Source organism: Paenibacillus sp. YAF4_2, from assembly GCF_052113225.1.
Lineage (GTDB): Bacteria > Bacillota > Bacilli > Paenibacillales > Paenibacillaceae > Pristimantibacillus.
On sequence record NZ_JBFRCT010000019.1, the window covers coordinates 17073 to 34562 of the forward strand.

At 43.4% G+C, this 17490-nt stretch carries 18 protein-coding genes and 1 pseudogene; 10 read left to right on the forward strand and 9 right to left on the reverse strand.

From position 1 onward, the window contains the following. Positions 1-80: 80 nt before the first annotated feature. Positions 81-563, forward strand: coding sequence for an NTTRR-F1 domain (locus tag AB4Y93_RS28195; protein ID WP_441897021.1), 483 nt, complete (start codon positions 81-83; stop codon positions 561-563). Between the two features lie 204 nt (positions 564-767). Continuing rightward, entirely contained in the window at positions 768-1706 is a 939-nt protein-coding gene (locus tag AB4Y93_RS28200; protein ID WP_441897103.1) for a magnesium transporter CorA family protein, read from the forward strand. 57 nt (positions 1707-1763) lie between these two features. On the opposite strand, the gene AB4Y93_RS28205 is transcribed toward AB4Y93_RS28200, so the two are convergent. From AB4Y93_RS28205 to AB4Y93_RS28220, 4 genes are all read right to left on the reverse strand, one after another. Beyond that, complete coding sequence (locus tag AB4Y93_RS28205) at positions 1764-2786, reverse strand: Ger(x)C family spore germination protein (protein WP_441897023.1); 1023 nt, start codon at positions 2784-2786, stop codon at positions 1764-1766. A 29-nt stretch (positions 2787-2815) separates the two neighbouring features. Then, entirely contained in the window at positions 2816-3907 is a 1092-nt protein-coding gene (locus tag AB4Y93_RS28210; RefSeq protein WP_441897025.1) for a GerAB/ArcD/ProY family transporter, read from the reverse strand. 1 nt (position 3908) lies between these two features. Further along, the gene (locus tag AB4Y93_RS28215; protein ID WP_441897027.1) at positions 3909-5228 is read right to left on the reverse strand and encodes a spore germination protein; all 1320 of its coding nucleotides are present in this window, start codon (positions 5226-5228) and stop codon (positions 3909-3911) included. A gap of 81 nt (positions 5229-5309) precedes the next feature. After that, complete coding sequence (locus tag AB4Y93_RS28220) at positions 5310-5606, reverse strand: hypothetical protein (RefSeq protein WP_441897029.1); 297 nt, start codon at positions 5604-5606, stop codon at positions 5310-5312. A 359-nt stretch (positions 5607-5965) separates the two neighbouring features. Between AB4Y93_RS28220 and AB4Y93_RS28225 the strand changes: the two genes are divergently transcribed. Further along, positions 5966-6994 (forward strand): phosphodiester glycosidase family protein, encoded by a 1029-nt coding sequence (locus AB4Y93_RS28225; protein ID WP_441897031.1) that lies wholly within the window; start codon positions 5966-5968, stop codon positions 6992-6994. 75 nt (positions 6995-7069) lie between these two features. Here the strand turns inward: AB4Y93_RS28225 and AB4Y93_RS28230 are convergent, their stop codons facing one another. Then, positions 7070-8311: a mechanosensitive ion channel family protein gene (locus AB4Y93_RS28230; RefSeq protein WP_441897033.1), complete on the reverse strand. Its 1242-nt coding sequence runs from the start codon at positions 8309-8311 to the stop codon at positions 7070-7072. Positions 8312-8563: 252 nt separating this feature from the next. Between AB4Y93_RS28230 and AB4Y93_RS28235 the strand changes: the two genes are divergently transcribed. Continuing rightward, positions 8564-8788 (forward strand): alpha/beta-type small acid-soluble spore protein, encoded by a 225-nt coding sequence (locus AB4Y93_RS28235; protein ID WP_167278111.1) that lies wholly within the window; start codon positions 8564-8566, stop codon positions 8786-8788. Between the two features lie 89 nt (positions 8789-8877). Beyond that, positions 8878-9768: an ATP-dependent DNA ligase gene (locus tag AB4Y93_RS28240; protein ID WP_441897035.1), complete on the forward strand. Its 891-nt coding sequence runs from the start codon at positions 8878-8880 to the stop codon at positions 9766-9768. Between the two features lie 81 nt (positions 9769-9849). On the opposite strand, the gene AB4Y93_RS28245 is transcribed toward AB4Y93_RS28240, so the two are convergent. Beyond that, on the reverse strand, positions 9850-10164 hold the full coding sequence (locus tag AB4Y93_RS28245) for a winged helix-turn-helix transcriptional regulator (RefSeq protein WP_441897037.1): 315 nt from the start codon (positions 10162-10164) through the stop codon (positions 9850-9852). Positions 10165-10424: 260 nt separating this feature from the next. Between AB4Y93_RS28245 and AB4Y93_RS28250 the strand changes: the two are divergent. The 5 genes and pseudogenes from AB4Y93_RS28250 to AB4Y93_RS28270 form a co-directional block, all read left to right on the forward strand. Then, a pseudogene (locus tag AB4Y93_RS28250) lies at positions 10425-10628 on the forward strand (aldo/keto reductase); the annotation flags it as partial. Positions 10629-10655: 27 nt separating this feature from the next. Continuing rightward, positions 10656-11525: an NAD-dependent epimerase/dehydratase family protein gene (locus tag AB4Y93_RS28255; protein WP_441897039.1), complete on the forward strand. Its 870-nt coding sequence runs from the start codon at positions 10656-10658 to the stop codon at positions 11523-11525. Positions 11526-11742: 217 nt separating this feature from the next. Continuing rightward, on the forward strand, positions 11743-12765 hold the full coding sequence (locus AB4Y93_RS28260; RefSeq protein WP_441897041.1) for an AI-2E family transporter: 1023 nt from the start codon (positions 11743-11745) through the stop codon (positions 12763-12765). A 160-nt stretch (positions 12766-12925) separates the two neighbouring features. Continuing rightward, the gene (locus AB4Y93_RS28265; protein WP_441897043.1) at positions 12926-13099 is read left to right on the forward strand and encodes a hypothetical protein; all 174 of its coding nucleotides are present in this window, start codon (positions 12926-12928) and stop codon (positions 13097-13099) included. A gap of 100 nt (positions 13100-13199) precedes the next feature. After that, on the forward strand, positions 13200-14417 hold the full coding sequence (locus AB4Y93_RS28270) for a multidrug effflux MFS transporter (RefSeq protein ID WP_441897045.1): 1218 nt from the start codon (positions 13200-13202) through the stop codon (positions 14415-14417). A gap of 54 nt (positions 14418-14471) precedes the next feature. Here AB4Y93_RS28270 and AB4Y93_RS28275 read toward each other — a convergent pair whose 3' ends face one another. The 3 genes from AB4Y93_RS28275 to alr are packed head-to-tail and all read right to left on the reverse strand — an operon-like array spanning position 14472 to position 17483. Further along, a complete protein-coding gene (locus tag AB4Y93_RS28275; RefSeq protein ID WP_441897047.1) occupies positions 14472-15524 on the reverse strand; it encodes an acyltransferase family protein in 1053 nt (350 codons plus the stop codon). Beyond that, entirely contained in the window at positions 15517-16359 is an 843-nt protein-coding gene (locus AB4Y93_RS28280) for a D-alanyl-D-alanine carboxypeptidase family protein (protein WP_441897049.1), read from the reverse strand. Before AB4Y93_RS28280 ends, AB4Y93_RS28275 begins: the two co-directional genes overlap by 8 nt. Further along, a complete protein-coding gene (alr, locus tag AB4Y93_RS28285) occupies positions 16311-17483 on the reverse strand; it encodes an alanine racemase (protein WP_441897051.1) in 1173 nt (390 codons plus the stop codon). Before alr ends, AB4Y93_RS28280 begins: the two co-directional genes overlap by 49 nt. Between the last annotated feature and the right edge of the window lie 7 nt (positions 17484-17490).

The window sequence follows — 17490 nt, forward strand, 5'->3', positions numbered from 1 at the left end:
GCCATTGGAAGTACCAAGCCGTACAAGCCTTCATAGAATGAGTTAGCTTCACAATTCATCTATGAGAGGGGGAAACATGCATGAGTATTATCAATTATGTTACAAATAGCGGATTCGAATCGGGACTGACAGGGTGGGTGACCTCCGGGACTGTAGGCCTTAATTCGACCTACAGTCATACCGGCTCGAACTCCGCTCAGGTTGCAGGAGGGACGTCCGGCTCCTATATCTATAAGCTCGTTAGCGTACCCGACAGCAATAGCTTCGAGCTGATGGTCGCGTTGTCGAAGAACGGCTCCGGTCTCGGACCGTCCGTCATTGTCGGCGTCTTTTACTTCACCACCGGGCTCGTCTTTCAGAATACGGGACTTATAGCCACGGTGCCTTCCCGCCTGCCGGACGGCACGGCGCATAACTGGAAGACCGCTTACTTCAACGTGGCACCTGCCTTTTCAGGAGCGACCATTGCTCAGATCTTCATTATGAACAGTTCGCTGGCCAATTCGGTAGACTTATTCGTCGATGATGTCCAACTGCTCAACAGCGCTTTGGATCTTGGCTAATCAAATGAAATGGGAAGAAACAGACTTATCCTGTTATTCCCTTTTTTTGTGGGATTACTGCATGCAACATTAATGTATAAATGAGTACAATAAGCGAAATTCAACATCCATTATGTAACGTTTTTACTCAAAGTTGGAGATACTGTTTACAAGGAAGCATATGGGTTTCAGCAATCATTTTCTAAATATGAGGGAGTGTATATGATGTTGATTACTTATAAGTCTTCTCCTGATGGAATACTGGAAACCATAGAAAACTTTGAAAAGAATAGCTGGATACATATTACTGCGCCGTCAAAGGAAGAACTTAAAGAGGTCTCTCAGCTTTGTAATATCCCCTTGGAGTTTTTAGAAGATCCGTTAGATTTAGAAGAAAGTGCACGGATTGAATATGATGAAGAGACGAAATGCACATTAATTATTAATGATTTTCCAATTATTGATGTTAGTAATCTTCAATTTGATTCTTATATTACGATTCCTATTGGAATCATCTTAGCAACGGATTACATTGTTACAGTATGTAACCAATCGACTAACTCTTTAGATCATTTAATCAAGAAAAATGTTAACACTTCTATGAAAAATCGTGTTGCATTAGAGATGTTATTGTTATTTTCAACTCAGTATATAGAAAAATTAAAACTGCTCAACAAACAACGTCTTAAAATAGAGAGTCATTTGCGTGATTCCTTAACGAACAAGCAGCTCTATGACCTCATGGAGATTGAAAAAAGTTTAGTTTATTTTCTCACCTCCTTAAAGGCTAATGCGGATGTGATAACCAAGCTTTTTCGTACCAATTCCATGAAATTATATGACGATGATGAAGATCTTCTAGAAGATCTAAAAATCGAAAATAATCAAGGAATTGAAACCACAGAATTATACACAAGAATTTTGAACAGCATAACGGGGTCGTATTCTTCATTAATATCCAATGAATTAAATAAAACAATGAAAACTCTCACGTTATTTACCGTTTTTTTAACTTTGCCTACACTTGTATTTAGTTTCTTTGGTATGAATGTTACCTTACCTATAGCTGATAAAGACCCCTTCTCTTGGATTCTAACCCTGATCATAGCATTCATATTTGTTGCTTGGATCGGATTGGTACTATGGAGAAGGAGGATGTTCTAAAAAAGTCGATTCCTAGTGCGTAAAGGAATCGACTTTTTCAATCTGAAATTCACGCGATCAAGGCAGCTTCAGATTTCCCGTATTACGGATCGTAGTTTTTACTTTAAGATTAATTTTGACTTGAGGGAAATATTCCGTACGCCAATTTGCCAGTTCTGTCCTCGTAAGTTCATTACGGAAATGCTGGCCGATGCCAAAGATATCTGCATGGGTACGTTGAACTTTTTGGAAAAGCTGCTCTAACCTGCGCTGCAGAAGAGTCTGAAGCTCCAATTTGATCTCTCCTGTGGATGGGTTTCCTGTTGCATCCAGAATAATGACATTTAGATGGAGCGTACTATTCAGCTCAGGCTTTTTATTATCTAGCTTAGTTTGATGACGGATATGGCCGTTAACAATTTGAAGGGTAGCTTTACCTGTAACCTCGATTTTCCCACCCAAACTAGTCCCGTTAAATACGTTATACAATAAGGTTTGTTCATTACTTAAACGCCCCACCATCTTACCATTCTTTAGAATTCCGGATCCATTACTTTGGATAGCCGTTGTCTCGCCGGATTGAATGACAGGGAGGACAACATCATGGGTATAAGAATGGATGCTTCTGAACACTTTCCAAACTGGCGTATAGGCAATTTCAGGATTCCATCCGGAGTTTTTTTGGAAGAAGTCGTAGATTTCATTGCCATCTCCGTTAGATGGATTGTTAATATGTTTGAAAAATCGGTCAAGTGGTTCATCGCAGATAACAAACATGGTTTTTGGTGAAACATGACGTGAACGAATCATGCTGGCTGTGATTTCATTTAATCCTCTGAGTGCAAAAGTTTTATCCACGATAATAACTTTTAGATGAAGCAAATCCACCTGACTTTCCATATTCATGCTAATATGGTCGACAGCCGAGCTAACGGAATCTCCTGTAGCTGTAATGACCTGAATCCCTTCATTCCGTTCACTTACCTTCGGGATATCCAGATAAATCTTATACATACCTTCGTGATAAGAAATTCCCATAGCAATTGGCAAGGCGCGGTGGTTAATATCTTTGTTGTCCCAGCAGCCGCTAAGTATCGCCATCAATGTAACTCCTATTAAGATTCGCAGTATCATGTGTTTTTCAACTCACGTTTTAGTTTCCTTGCGTGTAACCATCCTATTGCTAAGACAAGGACAGGAGTTACGCATGCTACATATATTCGTAAAGGCGTGTTCCATTGGAAAAGAAGATCTACGGTTTTCCAATCAGGAATAAACAGGCAAATGATTAAAGAGTAAATGATAATGATTGGAACCAGAAAGTTAGGGCTAATGTCCTTTATACCAAGCCGGATAATTTCAAGAATCTGAAACATGGTTACAGCAATAAAAAACATACAGAAAGCAACCAGGCTGAGTAATAAGAACACATTGATCCGGTCAAACATGAGCCAGTTGATTGAGATTGTGTCTACGATAAAGAGATACGGGAATTGAAGCTGGCGCGCGCTTTCTTCGCCTAGAGTCAGAACCGGTACATATACAGCAATCAGATAGGAAGGGAGAATTACCAAGCTTCCCCAGAAAATGGCCTTTGGCTTGTAAGCTGTATAGGACGGAAGAAATCCAAGCAGCAAAAATCCGCCCGTATAAGCAAACAAGCTTTTGAAGAAGGAAGGATGCGTCAGGAAATGAAGCGCTCTAGGGCCTGGCCATAAAGGAAACAAGTAATGCCAATCGACATTCTGGAATGAAGTTGCAAGTACAAAAACAATGGGGATCACGAACAAGCTGCTAAACATGACCGACAATCTGAGCAAGCCTCCGATCCTCCCGTGCAAAATCATAAAGCCTGGGACAAGGAGAAGGAGCGATATTAAAATCCATAAAGGAGTGTTGGATAAAAAGGCGATAGAGAGCACCTCTGAAAATGCACGAACTGCTAATATCATAATCCATGACAAATAAAGCAGCACGGGTAATAAAACAGCCCAGGCCACTACTTTATTTTTTTTGATAAGAATATTTACGATATTCTCACCTTGAAAATAACGTAACCCCTTGAGATAAACGAATATGATCAGAAGATGAAACACGAACCCAGTAAGTACAGGCAGCCATTGTGCTTCGTTCGTACTATCGATTACATCACTAGGGTATAGGAAAAAAATTAATCCCATATGGGTCAAGATATAGGTTGTGGAAACTTGAAGGTTTGACATCTCATTCCCCTTTAGGACGGATCAATTGTAAATATGGAATACCAAATGTTCGGACACCAGCCAGGTAAGCGCATAGAATTACAAGTCCTGACAATAGGCCAAGCACCCCCAGGAAAGCCGCAAGAATCAAAAGCAAATACTTAAATAATCGGAGTGTGTAGGAGTTTTGGAACCCTACAACTGTGGCGTTAGCAATAGTAGCAGCGGCAAGCACTATAATGAGAAGATTACTTACTAATTTGGCTTCTACCACGGCTTGTCCAAGCACAATGCCGCCAACCATTGTAACTGTAGGTCCGATGCTGGAAGGGAGCCGAATAATAGCTTCCATAATTAACTCCATTATGCCGAGCAGAAGCAGGGCTTCAATGATTGCTGGATAGGGTACATCCAGACGGCTTCTTGCAATGGAATGAGCTAGCTCAAAGCGTAATACATCGGGGTTAACCGAGACGAGAGCAACATATAGACCGGGAAAAATCAACGTTGTTAATGATCCGATTATACGCAAGCTTTTGAGCATCCATGTAAACACAGACGGATAGTTCATATCATCTTCCGTAATGAACATATCTGATACAAGGCTTGGCAAAATAATGGCAAACGGCAGTCTTTCAATGAAGAGAACAGCTCTTCCGTTTTTGATAGCCCGTACAGCATTTTGTGGAAGCTCGTGGGTCATATAATGGGTAACAAGAGAAAGATTTGAAAACTGAAAGACCGAGGAAAGCTCCTTCAAATTTGAAATTTCCGTTTGCTGATTAGCCTCAAGCTTCTGTGTTAATGTGCCCAGTAGAGTTGGATCAATGGTTTGTTCCAAATAACACAGCATCACTGTGTTTTTCTTGTGACTGCCAAACGTATAAGACTTTATTCGGAGGTCATTATCATTCAAATGGCTGCGAAGCAGTATAAGATTGGAATTCAGGTCTTCGTTGAAGGCACTGTTAGATCCACCTACATTATTCTCCATATTGGGTAAAGAGATAGATCGGCTGCTTGGCTGAGGCACAGGATAAATACTGACAACCTTACCGCTTGCATCATGAACAGCGATAAGCATACCGTCGGTGATTTCAGAGATGATTTTATTCGTATCCACGGAGATCGCCTGGCCAAGTCCGGTAAAGATATCAAGAGGCTCCAGGCTGTTAATGGCAGCTGAGAGCAGCGGATCTCTGACCATATAAATCGTTTGCGGGAAATTAATCAACGACTTTAAACCGGCGAAGGTAAAAGTATCAGAAGCAATTTGCAATTTCTGATACACGAAATCCGGGTAGGAAGAGAAGTGGGCGTTTACTTCATCCATGGCTGCCATATCGGTTGTTCTCCTCACAGGAATAAATTTCAATTTTATTATGCCCTTAATTTACATTGCTACTCTTTTCCAAACCTTTTGTTATGATCCAATATTGCCGAGCTTCTTTTTTAACACGGAGAAATGGACGGAAATTCTGCCATCATTCTTTATGCCCCGTTTAATCAGACAATCATTCCCGTATCCCTTGTCTAATGCGAACTTTGCAGCTTCTGTCGGCAGAACAGCCCGCCCCAGAAAATAGCTTGCCGCCATAGCAAAGGCAGTAGGTCCGCAGGCTCTTGTCCCGATTGTCTGCTTCTTATTACCGGTTATGGTAAACGGAAGATTCGACCAACGCTTATCTTTTTGACTGTAATAGACTAGTTTTTGTGTCATTTTATCCCCCTGCATATTGATAGAATGATAGAGTTTCCTCATTCATCGTATGCTCCCTTTGAATAAAAGTAGCCCCGGCAGATGCCACGTATAAAATAAAAAAACCCGCAGCCATAGGGCTTACGGGGATTTGATACCAATATGGAAAACATTTGATTATAAAAAAATGCGAAGATCTGCACTTATTTTTCATTTTGTTACGTCTATTAAGAAGTAGCTGATAATATTTGCTTCTATCATTTGTGCAGCTGCTGCATTTATAATGGGCTTTCATCCTAAGGGTGAAAGTGAGATTTTCATCAACCTTCGACTTCGATCGCTCGATGGAAACTCAATACCGCATAGAAAGGATGGAATAAGTGAAGAAATTTATTAGAATTGTTGGCGTTTTTATTATCGTTTGGGCAGTTATATCGGGCATATTTATGTTCTTTACAGATCACGGGTATCGGCTTCGAGCGATGGCAGCAGAGAGTATATTATCTTCTCAACATCGGCAGTGGGCGAAGTACACCTTTTTGCCTCAAAGCGAATTGGATGCCATGTTGGAAAATATAAACAATCCAAATTATATAAATAGTGCATCGGGCAAAGGTGACTTGAATAATTTGGTGGATATAAAGTCAGAGAAGGATCTGTACGTGCATGTTGAATCCATTGAGAGTTATACAAATCCTACGCATTATTACAAAGGTAAAATCATCACGATCTCAAACCCGAATCGGGTAAAGCTGGTTAGTTCGCAGCTTAGTGATCATGGTGAGCAGATCTTCACGATCGCGAAGCGTGCGAAAGCTCTTGCCGCAATCAATGCGAGTGGCTTTGTTGACTTGAACGGTCATGGCAATGGTGGAGCTTCTACTGGTGTAGTTATTGAGAATGGCGTGATTAAAAGTGGGAATAAAAATAAACAAGAGTTTGTAGCTGGTATTACAAAAGATGGCGTGATGATAACCGGTAAATACAGTGCAAATGAATTAGTTAACCTTGGTGTCCAATCTGCAGCAGGCTTTAAACCGCAGCTCATCGTAAATGGTCAAAAGATGGTTGAAGGCGATGGCGGCTGGGGATGGGGTCCACGTACGGCTATTGGTCAGAAGGCAGACGGCAGTATCATATTTGTTGTAATTGACGGCCGTCAAACCCGTTCCGTTGGAGCAAGTATTAAAGAGGTACAGGACTTACTGTATGAGCGTGGAGCCATTAATGCGATGTGTATGGATGGCGGCTCTTCCTCTTCGATGTATTTTAACGGTGATAATATTACGATTCCTTCTTCCAAAAATAATATCCCTCGTTACCTGCCTAATATCTGGGCTTTGATTCCGGAAAGCGGCGACGCCCTTCACGTTGATGTGGACGGAAAAGAAGTAACTACACTTGAGTGAACTGGTCTTTAAAAGCAAAGAGCGTTCGAAGGAATCCCTTCGAACGCTCTTTGTTGTGAATGGGACAATATGATACTAATAAGTACCGGTTCTTGGCATGTTCTTAAAATCATTGCCGGAAGGACTCTGGAAGACATGCAGGTTAAATTCCTTGGCAACAGCTAGAATATGATCGAATAAGTCCGATTGTACACCTTCAAAAGTTGCCCAATTAATATCATTTATGAAGCAATAGATCTCAATGGGGAGGCCAGTCTCTCCAGGAGGGAGCTGTCTGACGATTCGCGTCATACTGCTGTGAATTTTCGGATGCTGCTCAATATAACGGGTGATATAGGCGCGGAATACGCCGATATTCGTCATTGCTCTGCCGTTTACAGGAACGGTATGATCGATTTCATTTTCCTGATTATAGCGGGTAATTTCTTTCTCTTTATCGAGGATATAATCGCTCAAGAGATGGATCTTCTTGAATTTGTCAATCATATCCGGTGTGCAAAAGCCGATGCTGTTCATATCGATGTAGACCGAGCGTTTGATGCGACGGCCACCGGATTCCTGCATGCCCCGCCAGTTTTTGAATGAATCCGAAATGAGGGCATAGGAAGGGATGCTGGTAATGGTTTTGTCAAAGTTCTGCACACTGACCGTATTTAGAGAAATATCGATAATATCCCCGTCAGCACCATACTTCGGCATTTCGATCCAATCTCCAACACGGACCATGTCGTTAGCCGTCAATTGCACGCCTGCAACCAGACCAAGCAGCGAATCCTTGAAGATTAACATCATTACAGCAGATAAGGCGCCGATACCGCTTATTAGAATAACAGGGCTCTGGCCAATAAGGCTAGAGATAGCCAGAATCCCTCCAATTATAAACAGAAAGATCTTGACCACCTGAATATACCCTTTGATGGGCCGGCTTCTGGAAATGTCGAAGGTTCTGTAAATATCATTGATAGCGTTCAGGAACGCATCCAGAACGAGAAGGGCAACGACAATGAGATAGATCGTAATCCCTTTCGCGATCAAATGCTGGTAAGCTGGAAAGTTGAATGAAAAATAATAAATGATGATTGCAGGTACGATATGGGACAGCTTATGGAAAACCTTGCGGTCCAGCAAGTAGTTATCCCATTGGAACCGGTTGTTCCGAATATAGTGGGTCACAACGCGAAGGACAACTCTTTTGGTTATAAAGTTGGCGGCCATCCCTAATAACCCAATGATGATAACAAGAATGATGTTGGCCAGATAGGTGGACATGTCGGAATTTACTCCCATTTCGATAAGTAGATCTTTGATGTAGTTCATTGCTCCTCCTAAAAAAATTGTCATGTGCTTTTTATGACAATTCTTACTTCGTAAGCGTGATCTTTTGTATTGCCACGCTTTCTAACGATGGTACTGAAAGTCTCTGGTTCCGTCAACCTTGGAGGACATGTTTCCTTTATGTGCAAGTTAAAATGAATAGCAAAGAGATGAAATCAAATTCATTTTTATACAACGAATAAATTTCCAATAACTCCACAAAATAACCTCACATCCAAGAAGGAGTTGACTATTATGGCTAACCAATCCAACAATTTAGTTGTACCGCAAGCTCAAGCAGCTTTGAATCGCATGAAATATGAAGTGGCTACAGAACACGGTATCCAGCTCTCCGAGGGCTATAACGGAGATTTGACGACTCGCGACGCAGGTACGATTGGCGGTAATATCACTAAACGTCTCGTTCAAATGGCGGAACAGTCCCTAAGTGGAGCAACATTCTCCAATTCAAGAAGATAATAAGCACATAACAATTCCCCTCCATCTCACACATCACTTACCATCGGACAGCACTTTAAACGATGTTATAATGTTGGGATGAGAGGGGAATGCTTATGTTCATCTCACCTATGCTTCTTGAGAAAGTTGAAGAACCCTTCGACTCAGATGAATACTTATTTGAACCCAAATTTGAAGGTCATCGTCTTATCGTTTCATTGATAAATGGACAAGTTAAAATGTTTACTCGACATCACAATGAAGTAACCAGACAATATCCAGAGTTATTTAATGTTCCAGTAGGCAATAATATGGATGTGGTATTTGACGGTGAAGTAGTAAGGGTTAGAGAAGATGGTACCAATGACTTTAATGGACTTATGCAGAGATTCCAAATGGGTAAGCTTACGAAAATTAAAGAAGCATCAAAAATACAGCCCGTACAATATTTTGTGTTTGATATTATATATCTTAATGGCAAGAGCTTAACTCATTTGCCACTCGTAGAGCGCAAAGAAATCCTTGCACAAATACTTATACCCAACGCCTACTACCATTCAACATTATCTATAGGGCAGCAGGGTAAGGCATTATATAAAGGGATTGAAGATAAAGGCTTAGCAGGTATTGTAGCCAAGAAAAAGGATTCCCAATATGCTAGCAAACGTTCTGCGGAATGGCTTAAAATAATCAACTATCAGCATGCTGAAGTTGCCATAAGCGGCTATAGACGTCATGAGTTCGGGTGGCTTGTTGAACATGAAGGCAGACTGGTTGGATGTATAGAATTTGCAGTACCCCTAGATTCCAAGAAAGCTTTCTATAAAGCTGCTTCATCCATTATCACGGGGCAAGATAGACATTTTGTATATATAAAGCCCATTTTAAAAGTGAAAGTAAGGTTCCGTAACTGGACATCCAATAACATGCTTCGAACCCCTGAATTTATGGGATTCGCTGGTGAAATAGAAGAGAGCCCCTTCATTATCCGTAGTGGATAACGGAGGGGCTCTTATTTGTCTGCTTTTTTAGCTAAGATTGTTAAGAGATGTTAGAAGGTTAGATTCCTGAAATAATTCTGTTTATGCCCAGTCACGGACCCACTTTTTCATCTCGAGCAAAATGCCGCTGAACGCCTCTCCCTTGGCTGTCAGACGGTACTCGACGGTTGGCGGGACTGTGGCGTGGACTTTACGAATGACGACCTGATTCTCCTCCAAGTGGCGGAGCGTCTCCGTCAGCGATTTAGAACTGATACCCTTAATGGCACTCTTAAGCTCGGTGAATCTTTTTATTCCATGAAAGAATAGTTCACGAACGACAAGAAAAGACCATTTGCCGCCGATGATCCGCAATGACTTCTCAATCTCGCATTCATAGATTTCTGGGTTTCCCATAGTTGGTTACCTCCTATGTATAGGTGAATATTTCTTCGTATACTATTCGAACAAATGGCCTATTTTCCTGCCAATAGTCACCATAAGGTAACAAACTATGGTTAAAGTGCGTACTTACGGAAAAGATGCCGATCAATTAAGATAAGGCAGATCACTAACATAAGGAGGTTCACAATGTATACTAGAAAGCTGGGCAAGACGGGAATAGAAGTATCTGAAATCGGAAGAATTGGCCACAGGAACCCTGGTTCGCTGAAAGTCTTACCAAAGTAGAGGCACTTAAAGGACTAGTGCATGATGCACGGACTTTGTCGCAGGTTGCGCTTCGCTACGTGCTGAACCATCCTGCTGTATCCGTTGCGATTCCAGGTGCGAAGACTGCTGAACAGGTGGTACAAAATGTATCTGCATCCGTTCGGCCGCTATTATCAGATAATGATGTAAGCAAGATCGAACAATTGTAGTCACTTCATATGAAGGAAGGTCAAGCCATGAAAGTACTAGTAACGGGAGCATCCGGCAATGCAGGACAAGCAGTATGCCGGATGCTGCTCCAATCAGGCCATCAAGTGAGAATGGCGGATGTCATGCCCTCCAAGCTGAGCGAGGGGGGTTCAGTTGAATTTGTCCGGTGTGATACACGAACCGTTTCAGATGTTCAGAAGGCCGTTCGAGGTATGGACGGTGTCATTCATTTAGCAGCATGGCACTGCAGCCATCAGCCACCGATTAGTGACGATACGATCTTTGCGGTTAACGTGGACGGCACCTACAATGTATTAGAGGCGTGCAGAATGGAAGGTATTCGTTCAATCGTTTATGCGTCTTCGATGGCGTATGGCTGGGGATCTGTCTATGGCGTCAGTAAAGTTATTGGAGAAGATCTTTGCCGAGCCTACCATGAGATGACGGGTGTCTCAATTGCGATGCTTCGTTACCATGAATTTATTCCTAGACCGTATTTGGAATTTGGCGCTAGGCTGTTACGCAACGGCGTTGACCGCAGGGACATCGCATCTGCGACGGTATTGGCACTGGAAGCTGCGAAGTCTGGAAGTTTCGGACTGTTCCGAACGATCATCCATACGAACCATGGTATGCCCGAGCTCGTACAGACAGATTTTGCGCGACTAGGGCTGGAATGGTGCGAACGAGAGGTACCGGGAAGCTCTCAGTTGATAGAGAACTATGGCATTGAGCTGCCAAAGGAAATTGAGCAGCATGATTTATCCGAAGCAAGTCGAGTTTTCGGTTGGCAGCCTCGGATCGGCTTCATCGATTTTCTACGAGATCTAAAGCTACGGGACGAACAAGGGCTTGAAATACATAATCTTGTCGTACCGTCCGAACTTCCGAATTGATTTTATAGTTGTATTAATTGTGAGGTTCAAAGTGGAAGGCTCACAAGCCGTCGTCAAAGCGACATACTCGTTCTAGACACCCGATATGTCTTCGAGCCGTTAAGGGCTGTCCCAGAGTCAATTTGGGGCAGCTCTTTCATTTGTTGGGCATGAAAGGTGCGTTTCTAGGTAAAACAAGGTATTATTATTTATAACTTTAATTTTGCGGGGGACATTTGTGGAAACGCTCAAAACTTTTTTTGCCCATTCGATCGTCAAAAGGGTAGTGTTTGTTTTACTGGTTTTTGCTTTGCTCTATAGTCTCAGAGACATGTTGAATTTGCTCCTTCTTCTATTTATGGTCACTTTTGTAATGATCCGGCTGCAAAGCTTTATTACTAAGCAAATTCGCCGGGTGGTTCCAATTTCGCCGGTTGTTGTCACCACGGTCTTATATGTCGCGCTTATTATTGGCCTCGTATACGGACTGGTCAATTACGTGCCCAAGCTGATCAATGAGATTGTGGATATCGTCAACAATGTGCAAAAGTTTTTAGGCTCATCGCAAAACGATCAGATTGCCCAGGTCGTCGCCGATACACTCGACAAGATCGAGTACAAGACCTTCTTGAACAGCGCACTCACCTACGCCAAAACAATTGGCAGCTGGCTCGAAATTATTTTGCTTGTTATATTGCTTAGCTATTTCTTCCAGCTGGAGAGACGTAAGATTGTTGATTTTACGGAGAAATTCAGCAACAGCACAATAGGTTGGCTGTATTTGGAATTCCGCTATTTTGGCGGCAAGTTTATTGCATCCTTCGGCAAGGTGCTTGAAGTACAGCTTATGATCGCCGTCATTAATACAGTGCTCACCATTGCCGGCTTATGGATTATGGGTTTCCCGTACCTGTTCGCGCTGACCATCATGGTATTTATGCTCAGCCTGGTTCCGGTTGCTGGCGTAGTAGTCTCCTTTATCCCAATTGCCATTATCGGCTACCAAATTGGTGGTAACACAACTGTCATTTGGGTAATCGTACTTGTGCTTGTCATCCATGCCTTGGAAACGTATTTTTTGAACCCAAGGCTGTATGCGAACAAAACAAATTTGCCGATGTTCTATTCGTTCTTCATTCTCATTTTGTCCGAGCATTACATGGGAATCTGGGGGCTATTGATCGGCATTCCAATCTTTATGTTTATGCTGGATGTGCTTAAGGTGGAGCAAGTTGGTTCATCGTCTGATCCTCACAAATAAACATAAGCGTCAAATAATCCCCCTCTGTACGTAAGAGGGGGATTATTTTTTGCTTGACTTGGAGTTCACTCTAGGTTGTAAGATCTAATAGTGGTGATCTGTAGCTGCCGATAAAGAGAACCACTTCTACTATTTTAAATAAAGGGAGAATCAAATAGATATGACTATAAGACGTGCCTGGTGTATGGCAAATGGTTGTTCGTCACAAGCAGAAACGAATGAACAAAGAACACGTCAAGACGAAGCAGGGTGTAAGATGAGCAAAAATGCTGTACTGCAGGAGAACGGTGTCACCGTAATAAACGGTAATAAATTTTATATTATTCAGGATTAACAAAGAAAAAATATTTAGGCATAAGGTCAATGGTTTACGATCAAAGAATAACATCGTACAATTAGAGCTTACATTAGACGAATAGGAGATTCTCATCATAATGACCGCAAAGAAAACTCAGAAAGTGTTTGGACTAGCATTGCTGCTTGGATTATTTTCGACCCTTGGGCCTTTTACGATTGATATGTATTTACCAGCGTTTCCCGAGATTGTAAAGCAATTCGACACGACGGCTTCGCTTGTACAGCTTAGCTTGACTGCTTGTTTACTCGGACTTGGCATCGGACAGCTCGTTATGGGATCTCTCAGTGACGCCCACGGAAGACGTATTCCTCTGCTTATCTCCATGGCTGCGTATCTTATTGCCTCATTAGCATGTGCATTCTCGCCCAATATTGGTCTATTGATCGCATTCCGATTCATACAGGGATTTGCTGCTTCAGCAGGTATTGTTATTTCACGGGCGATCGCACGCGACCTGTACAGTGGACACGAGCTCACGAAATTTTTCTCGCTGCTCTTGCTTGTCGGGAATTTGGGGCCGCTGGTGGCACCGGTCTCGGGTAGTGGCGTTCTTGCTTTCTCGAATTGGAAGGGTGTATTTATAGCGTTAGCCTTACTTGGAATTTATCTTACAGTGATGACAAAATGGGGGATGAAGGAGACACTGCCTTCTGAGCGCCGGAGCTCCGCTAATTTCGTGCAGCAGCTGCAGAACTACGGATCACTCTTGCGAGACCGCCAGTTTGTTGGCTATATGCTGGCACAAGGTATTATGATCGCAGGTGTCTTCGCGTATGTTTCCGGAACACCGTTTATTTATCAAGATATATACGGAGTTTCACCAACGGGATTTGCTCTGTTATTCGGATCTAATGGCATTAGTCTGATCATTGGTTCCCAAATTGTTGGTCGAATGTCGCACCGTGTATCTGAACAGACCTTCTTGGTAATCGGCTTATTGCTTGCCTTGTTGGCAAGCGTTGTTGTCTTGGTGGTCGCATTCCTGCATGGACCGTTGTTCGCATTGGTGATTCCGCTGTTTATCTTCGTAGCGTCAATCGGTATTACATCAACGGCAGCATTCCCGCTGGCAATGGAGAGCCAAAGTCATATGGCGGGAAGTGCAGCTGCACTTCTTGGTGTCATTCCATTCTTGCTTGGAGCGGTTGTTTCACCGCTAGTTGGTATCGCAGGTGAAGACACAGCGGTTCCGCTCGGCGTCATCATTCTAATGACAAGTGTTGCAGCGATGCTGTCTTACTTACTTCTGGGTAAGAAGAAGTCTACGATGATCACTAACGCTACAAGCATGTAATATCAATAAGTTAATCAAAACCCGATCAGCAATGATCGGGTTTTTTTGTGTGTACTAGCTGTTTAAAAATAACCTTCTGAAACGGGAAGGCTGGATTTTACGGCTGATTCCCATTAGCCATACCGTGGTTGCGGCCATACCGATTGACACCAGACAAACGGAGGCAAAATAGAGCAGACTATTCGAGATAAATAGCTGTTCGGAATGGGTCACTTTCGCTGCACCGCGAACGAGTACGATTGCGAGAGGGTGAAGAATATATACCCATACTCGCCACTCCCGGAAAGTTTTATTTGATTGGACCTTCCACTGCAATGACCATCGGAAAAGAAAATAGGTGGCGGGCAGCGCAAAAATATACATGCTGTCATGCCTCGGAACTCCGGCCGAGTGCAGGAGTGTGCCTTCAACGAACATCAGTCCAAGTGATACAGCAAACAAGGCAGCATGAACAAATGGCTTTGGCTCAGGAAGCTGACTCTTTGCTGCCCAAGCTCCGATTGCCAAATAAATAGGGGCATAGAACAGTCCATTACGCGTGTAATCAAACACAGTGAACAGGCCCTCATAGACATGGACGATCCCACTGCTGCTTTGCATGATTCCATAGTAGCTATCCCCAAGTAGCCCCAGGATATACAAAAGGCTGGCCGAAGCCAGCATGGCTTTCATTTTCATTTTCTGATACATGTAGAAAGTTATAAACAGGCCCAATATTAACGCTGGCAAATACCATAGGTGATAAAAAGTACCGTCAAACACGATATCTTTGATTAAGGAATAAGCCGTGAAGGACCCGGAAAAATTACCTGTATACATATTCAACGGCAAATAGATAAGTATGGCAGTGATATATAATTTCAAGGTTTTCAGCATGTAGCCGCGCAATGCACTTCGATCCGTCAATAGATCCCCAGTCATTTTGCGGAAAAATAAAAATCCGGCTGTCATGAAGAAAATCGGTACGGCAATACGGGTAAAAAGATTGCTAATTAGAAAATCGGCAGCTGCGCTGTAAGAAAGAAGCGGGCTGGTATGATTGGCAACAACCATGAGGGCAGCGCCAAACTTGATCCAATCCAGTCCGCTGTAATTCGGTTTAGACATGAGCTTGCTTACCTTTATCCAGGTATGCAGTAACAATAAATCCGTCACTGTTATTTCCGGATAAAAGGTACCGATCGCATGGTACAAGGGGTACCGTTGTTACAATCCCCGAATCTGCCGCTACATAGTAGATCTGAACGAATGAATGTTCATCCTCATATACAAGATGATCATCTTCAAATGGGTAGTTTTTGAGCTGATCGATATATTCCTCCAGGCACCAATCATTTCGTTCCATGATTTTGGCGTGAGGACAGCCGATATAACGGAAATGCCATGGCTCGCAAGAAATATGAGTGATGGATTCCTTTCCTTCTTTGTACCGTTGAATGAAGCCAAAGCTTGCGGCAAACTGCTTAAAAGACTTATAGACGTCGGTGTCGGGAAATGCCGGTGCGATAAAATCCACGTTCTTGTTTAACTTGCCGACATCGATAGCGAGTCCCGTTTGATGTTCGCTCCGATCAGGCCATGCGACGTAACGTGCGGTATAGTCGGCACCATTATCAACTAGCGAGGATGCATAGATCTGCTCCTGCTCCAATTTGGTCCGATAGCCGCTGACAGCGATAATATCGTTTATTCCATGACAAGCCTCAAGCAGATTAGCCAACTGTCGTAAACAGGTCCGCTCAAGCAGCATACCATCCCTTAGAGTATGGATAGACGGGATTGAGCTAAGCGGTAATAAACGGCTGTTAGACTGGCGAATGGGATTTTCGCGATTGATCAAGACCAGATGTCCTTGGTGGATTTCGGAATTAGCAGCTTGAATCGTGTTAAAAGTTAAATGACGGCCTGATTGTTGTGGTTTGGCCACGTTTGTTTGTCCCATCTTGTACGTACCTCCTCGATATCGATATAGGTTCTTGCCACTCTGACTCCTAGTGACGTGGATACTTCCTGCGCGACACTTCCGATGTGGGCGGCAAGTTCTGTAAACGTAATACGCTGCTCACCATGCTGACCGATAAAGGTTACTTGCGTCCCCTCCGCATAAGGCCCCGGAAGCTTGATCATCAGTTGGTCCATGCAGATTTTGCCTACAATGGGGGCGCGCTGACCTTCGATTAGCACGTCAGTGCCTTGCATCCGCTGCGACCAGCCGTCCGCATAACCGATCGGGACTGTTCCTATCCATTCGTCTTCCTCAGCCCGGTAGGAATTGTTGTACCCGAGATATTCCCCTTTAGCCAGCTTCTTCACCTGAATCAGCCGACTATGGAGACTTAAGGCTGGCGCAAGCTTTACCGAACAAGCAATATTCTCCGGATAAAATCCATACATCGCAGCCCCGATCCGAACCATATCCATCGCCAGATGAGGAAACCTCAGCGCAGCAATACTTCCTGCGCAATGATAATGCCGGATCGCGAGGCCAGATGAGCATCCCCAATCCATCATCTTGGCGAAGCGTGCAGCTTGCTGTTCCAGATAGTCGGTATCGGCTTGCCCTGCCGTTGCGAAATGCGTGTAAAAGCCATCCACATCGACATCCTCTGCCCGCAGCCAAGGTACGATCTCATCCCATTCTTCTTTGTTCCGGATACCGATACGTCCGAGTCCCGTATCCATCTTCACGTGAACCCGAAGCTTTCCAGGGGAAGCATATGGCTTATAAGCTCTCGTTTTGGAGAACCAATGCGCACTCGTGACGGTTAATATTAAGTTGAATTTCAGCGCTAATTGCACCTGTTCGGGTCGAATTGGCGCCAATAGGAGAATAGGCAATTTCAATCCAGCATCGCGCAATCGTAACGCCTCTTCCAGGTAGGCAACCGCCAAATAATCTGCACCAGCCTGCACTGCCGCTGTGGCCGACTCGATATCGCCATGCCCGTAGCCGTTCGCCTTCACGACGGCCATCAGCTTCACCGAAGATGGCAGTGAGCGGCGAATGTTTAGCATATTCTCGCGAATGCGGTTCACACTAATTTCAGCCCAAGTGTCTGTTAGCATGCCGTTC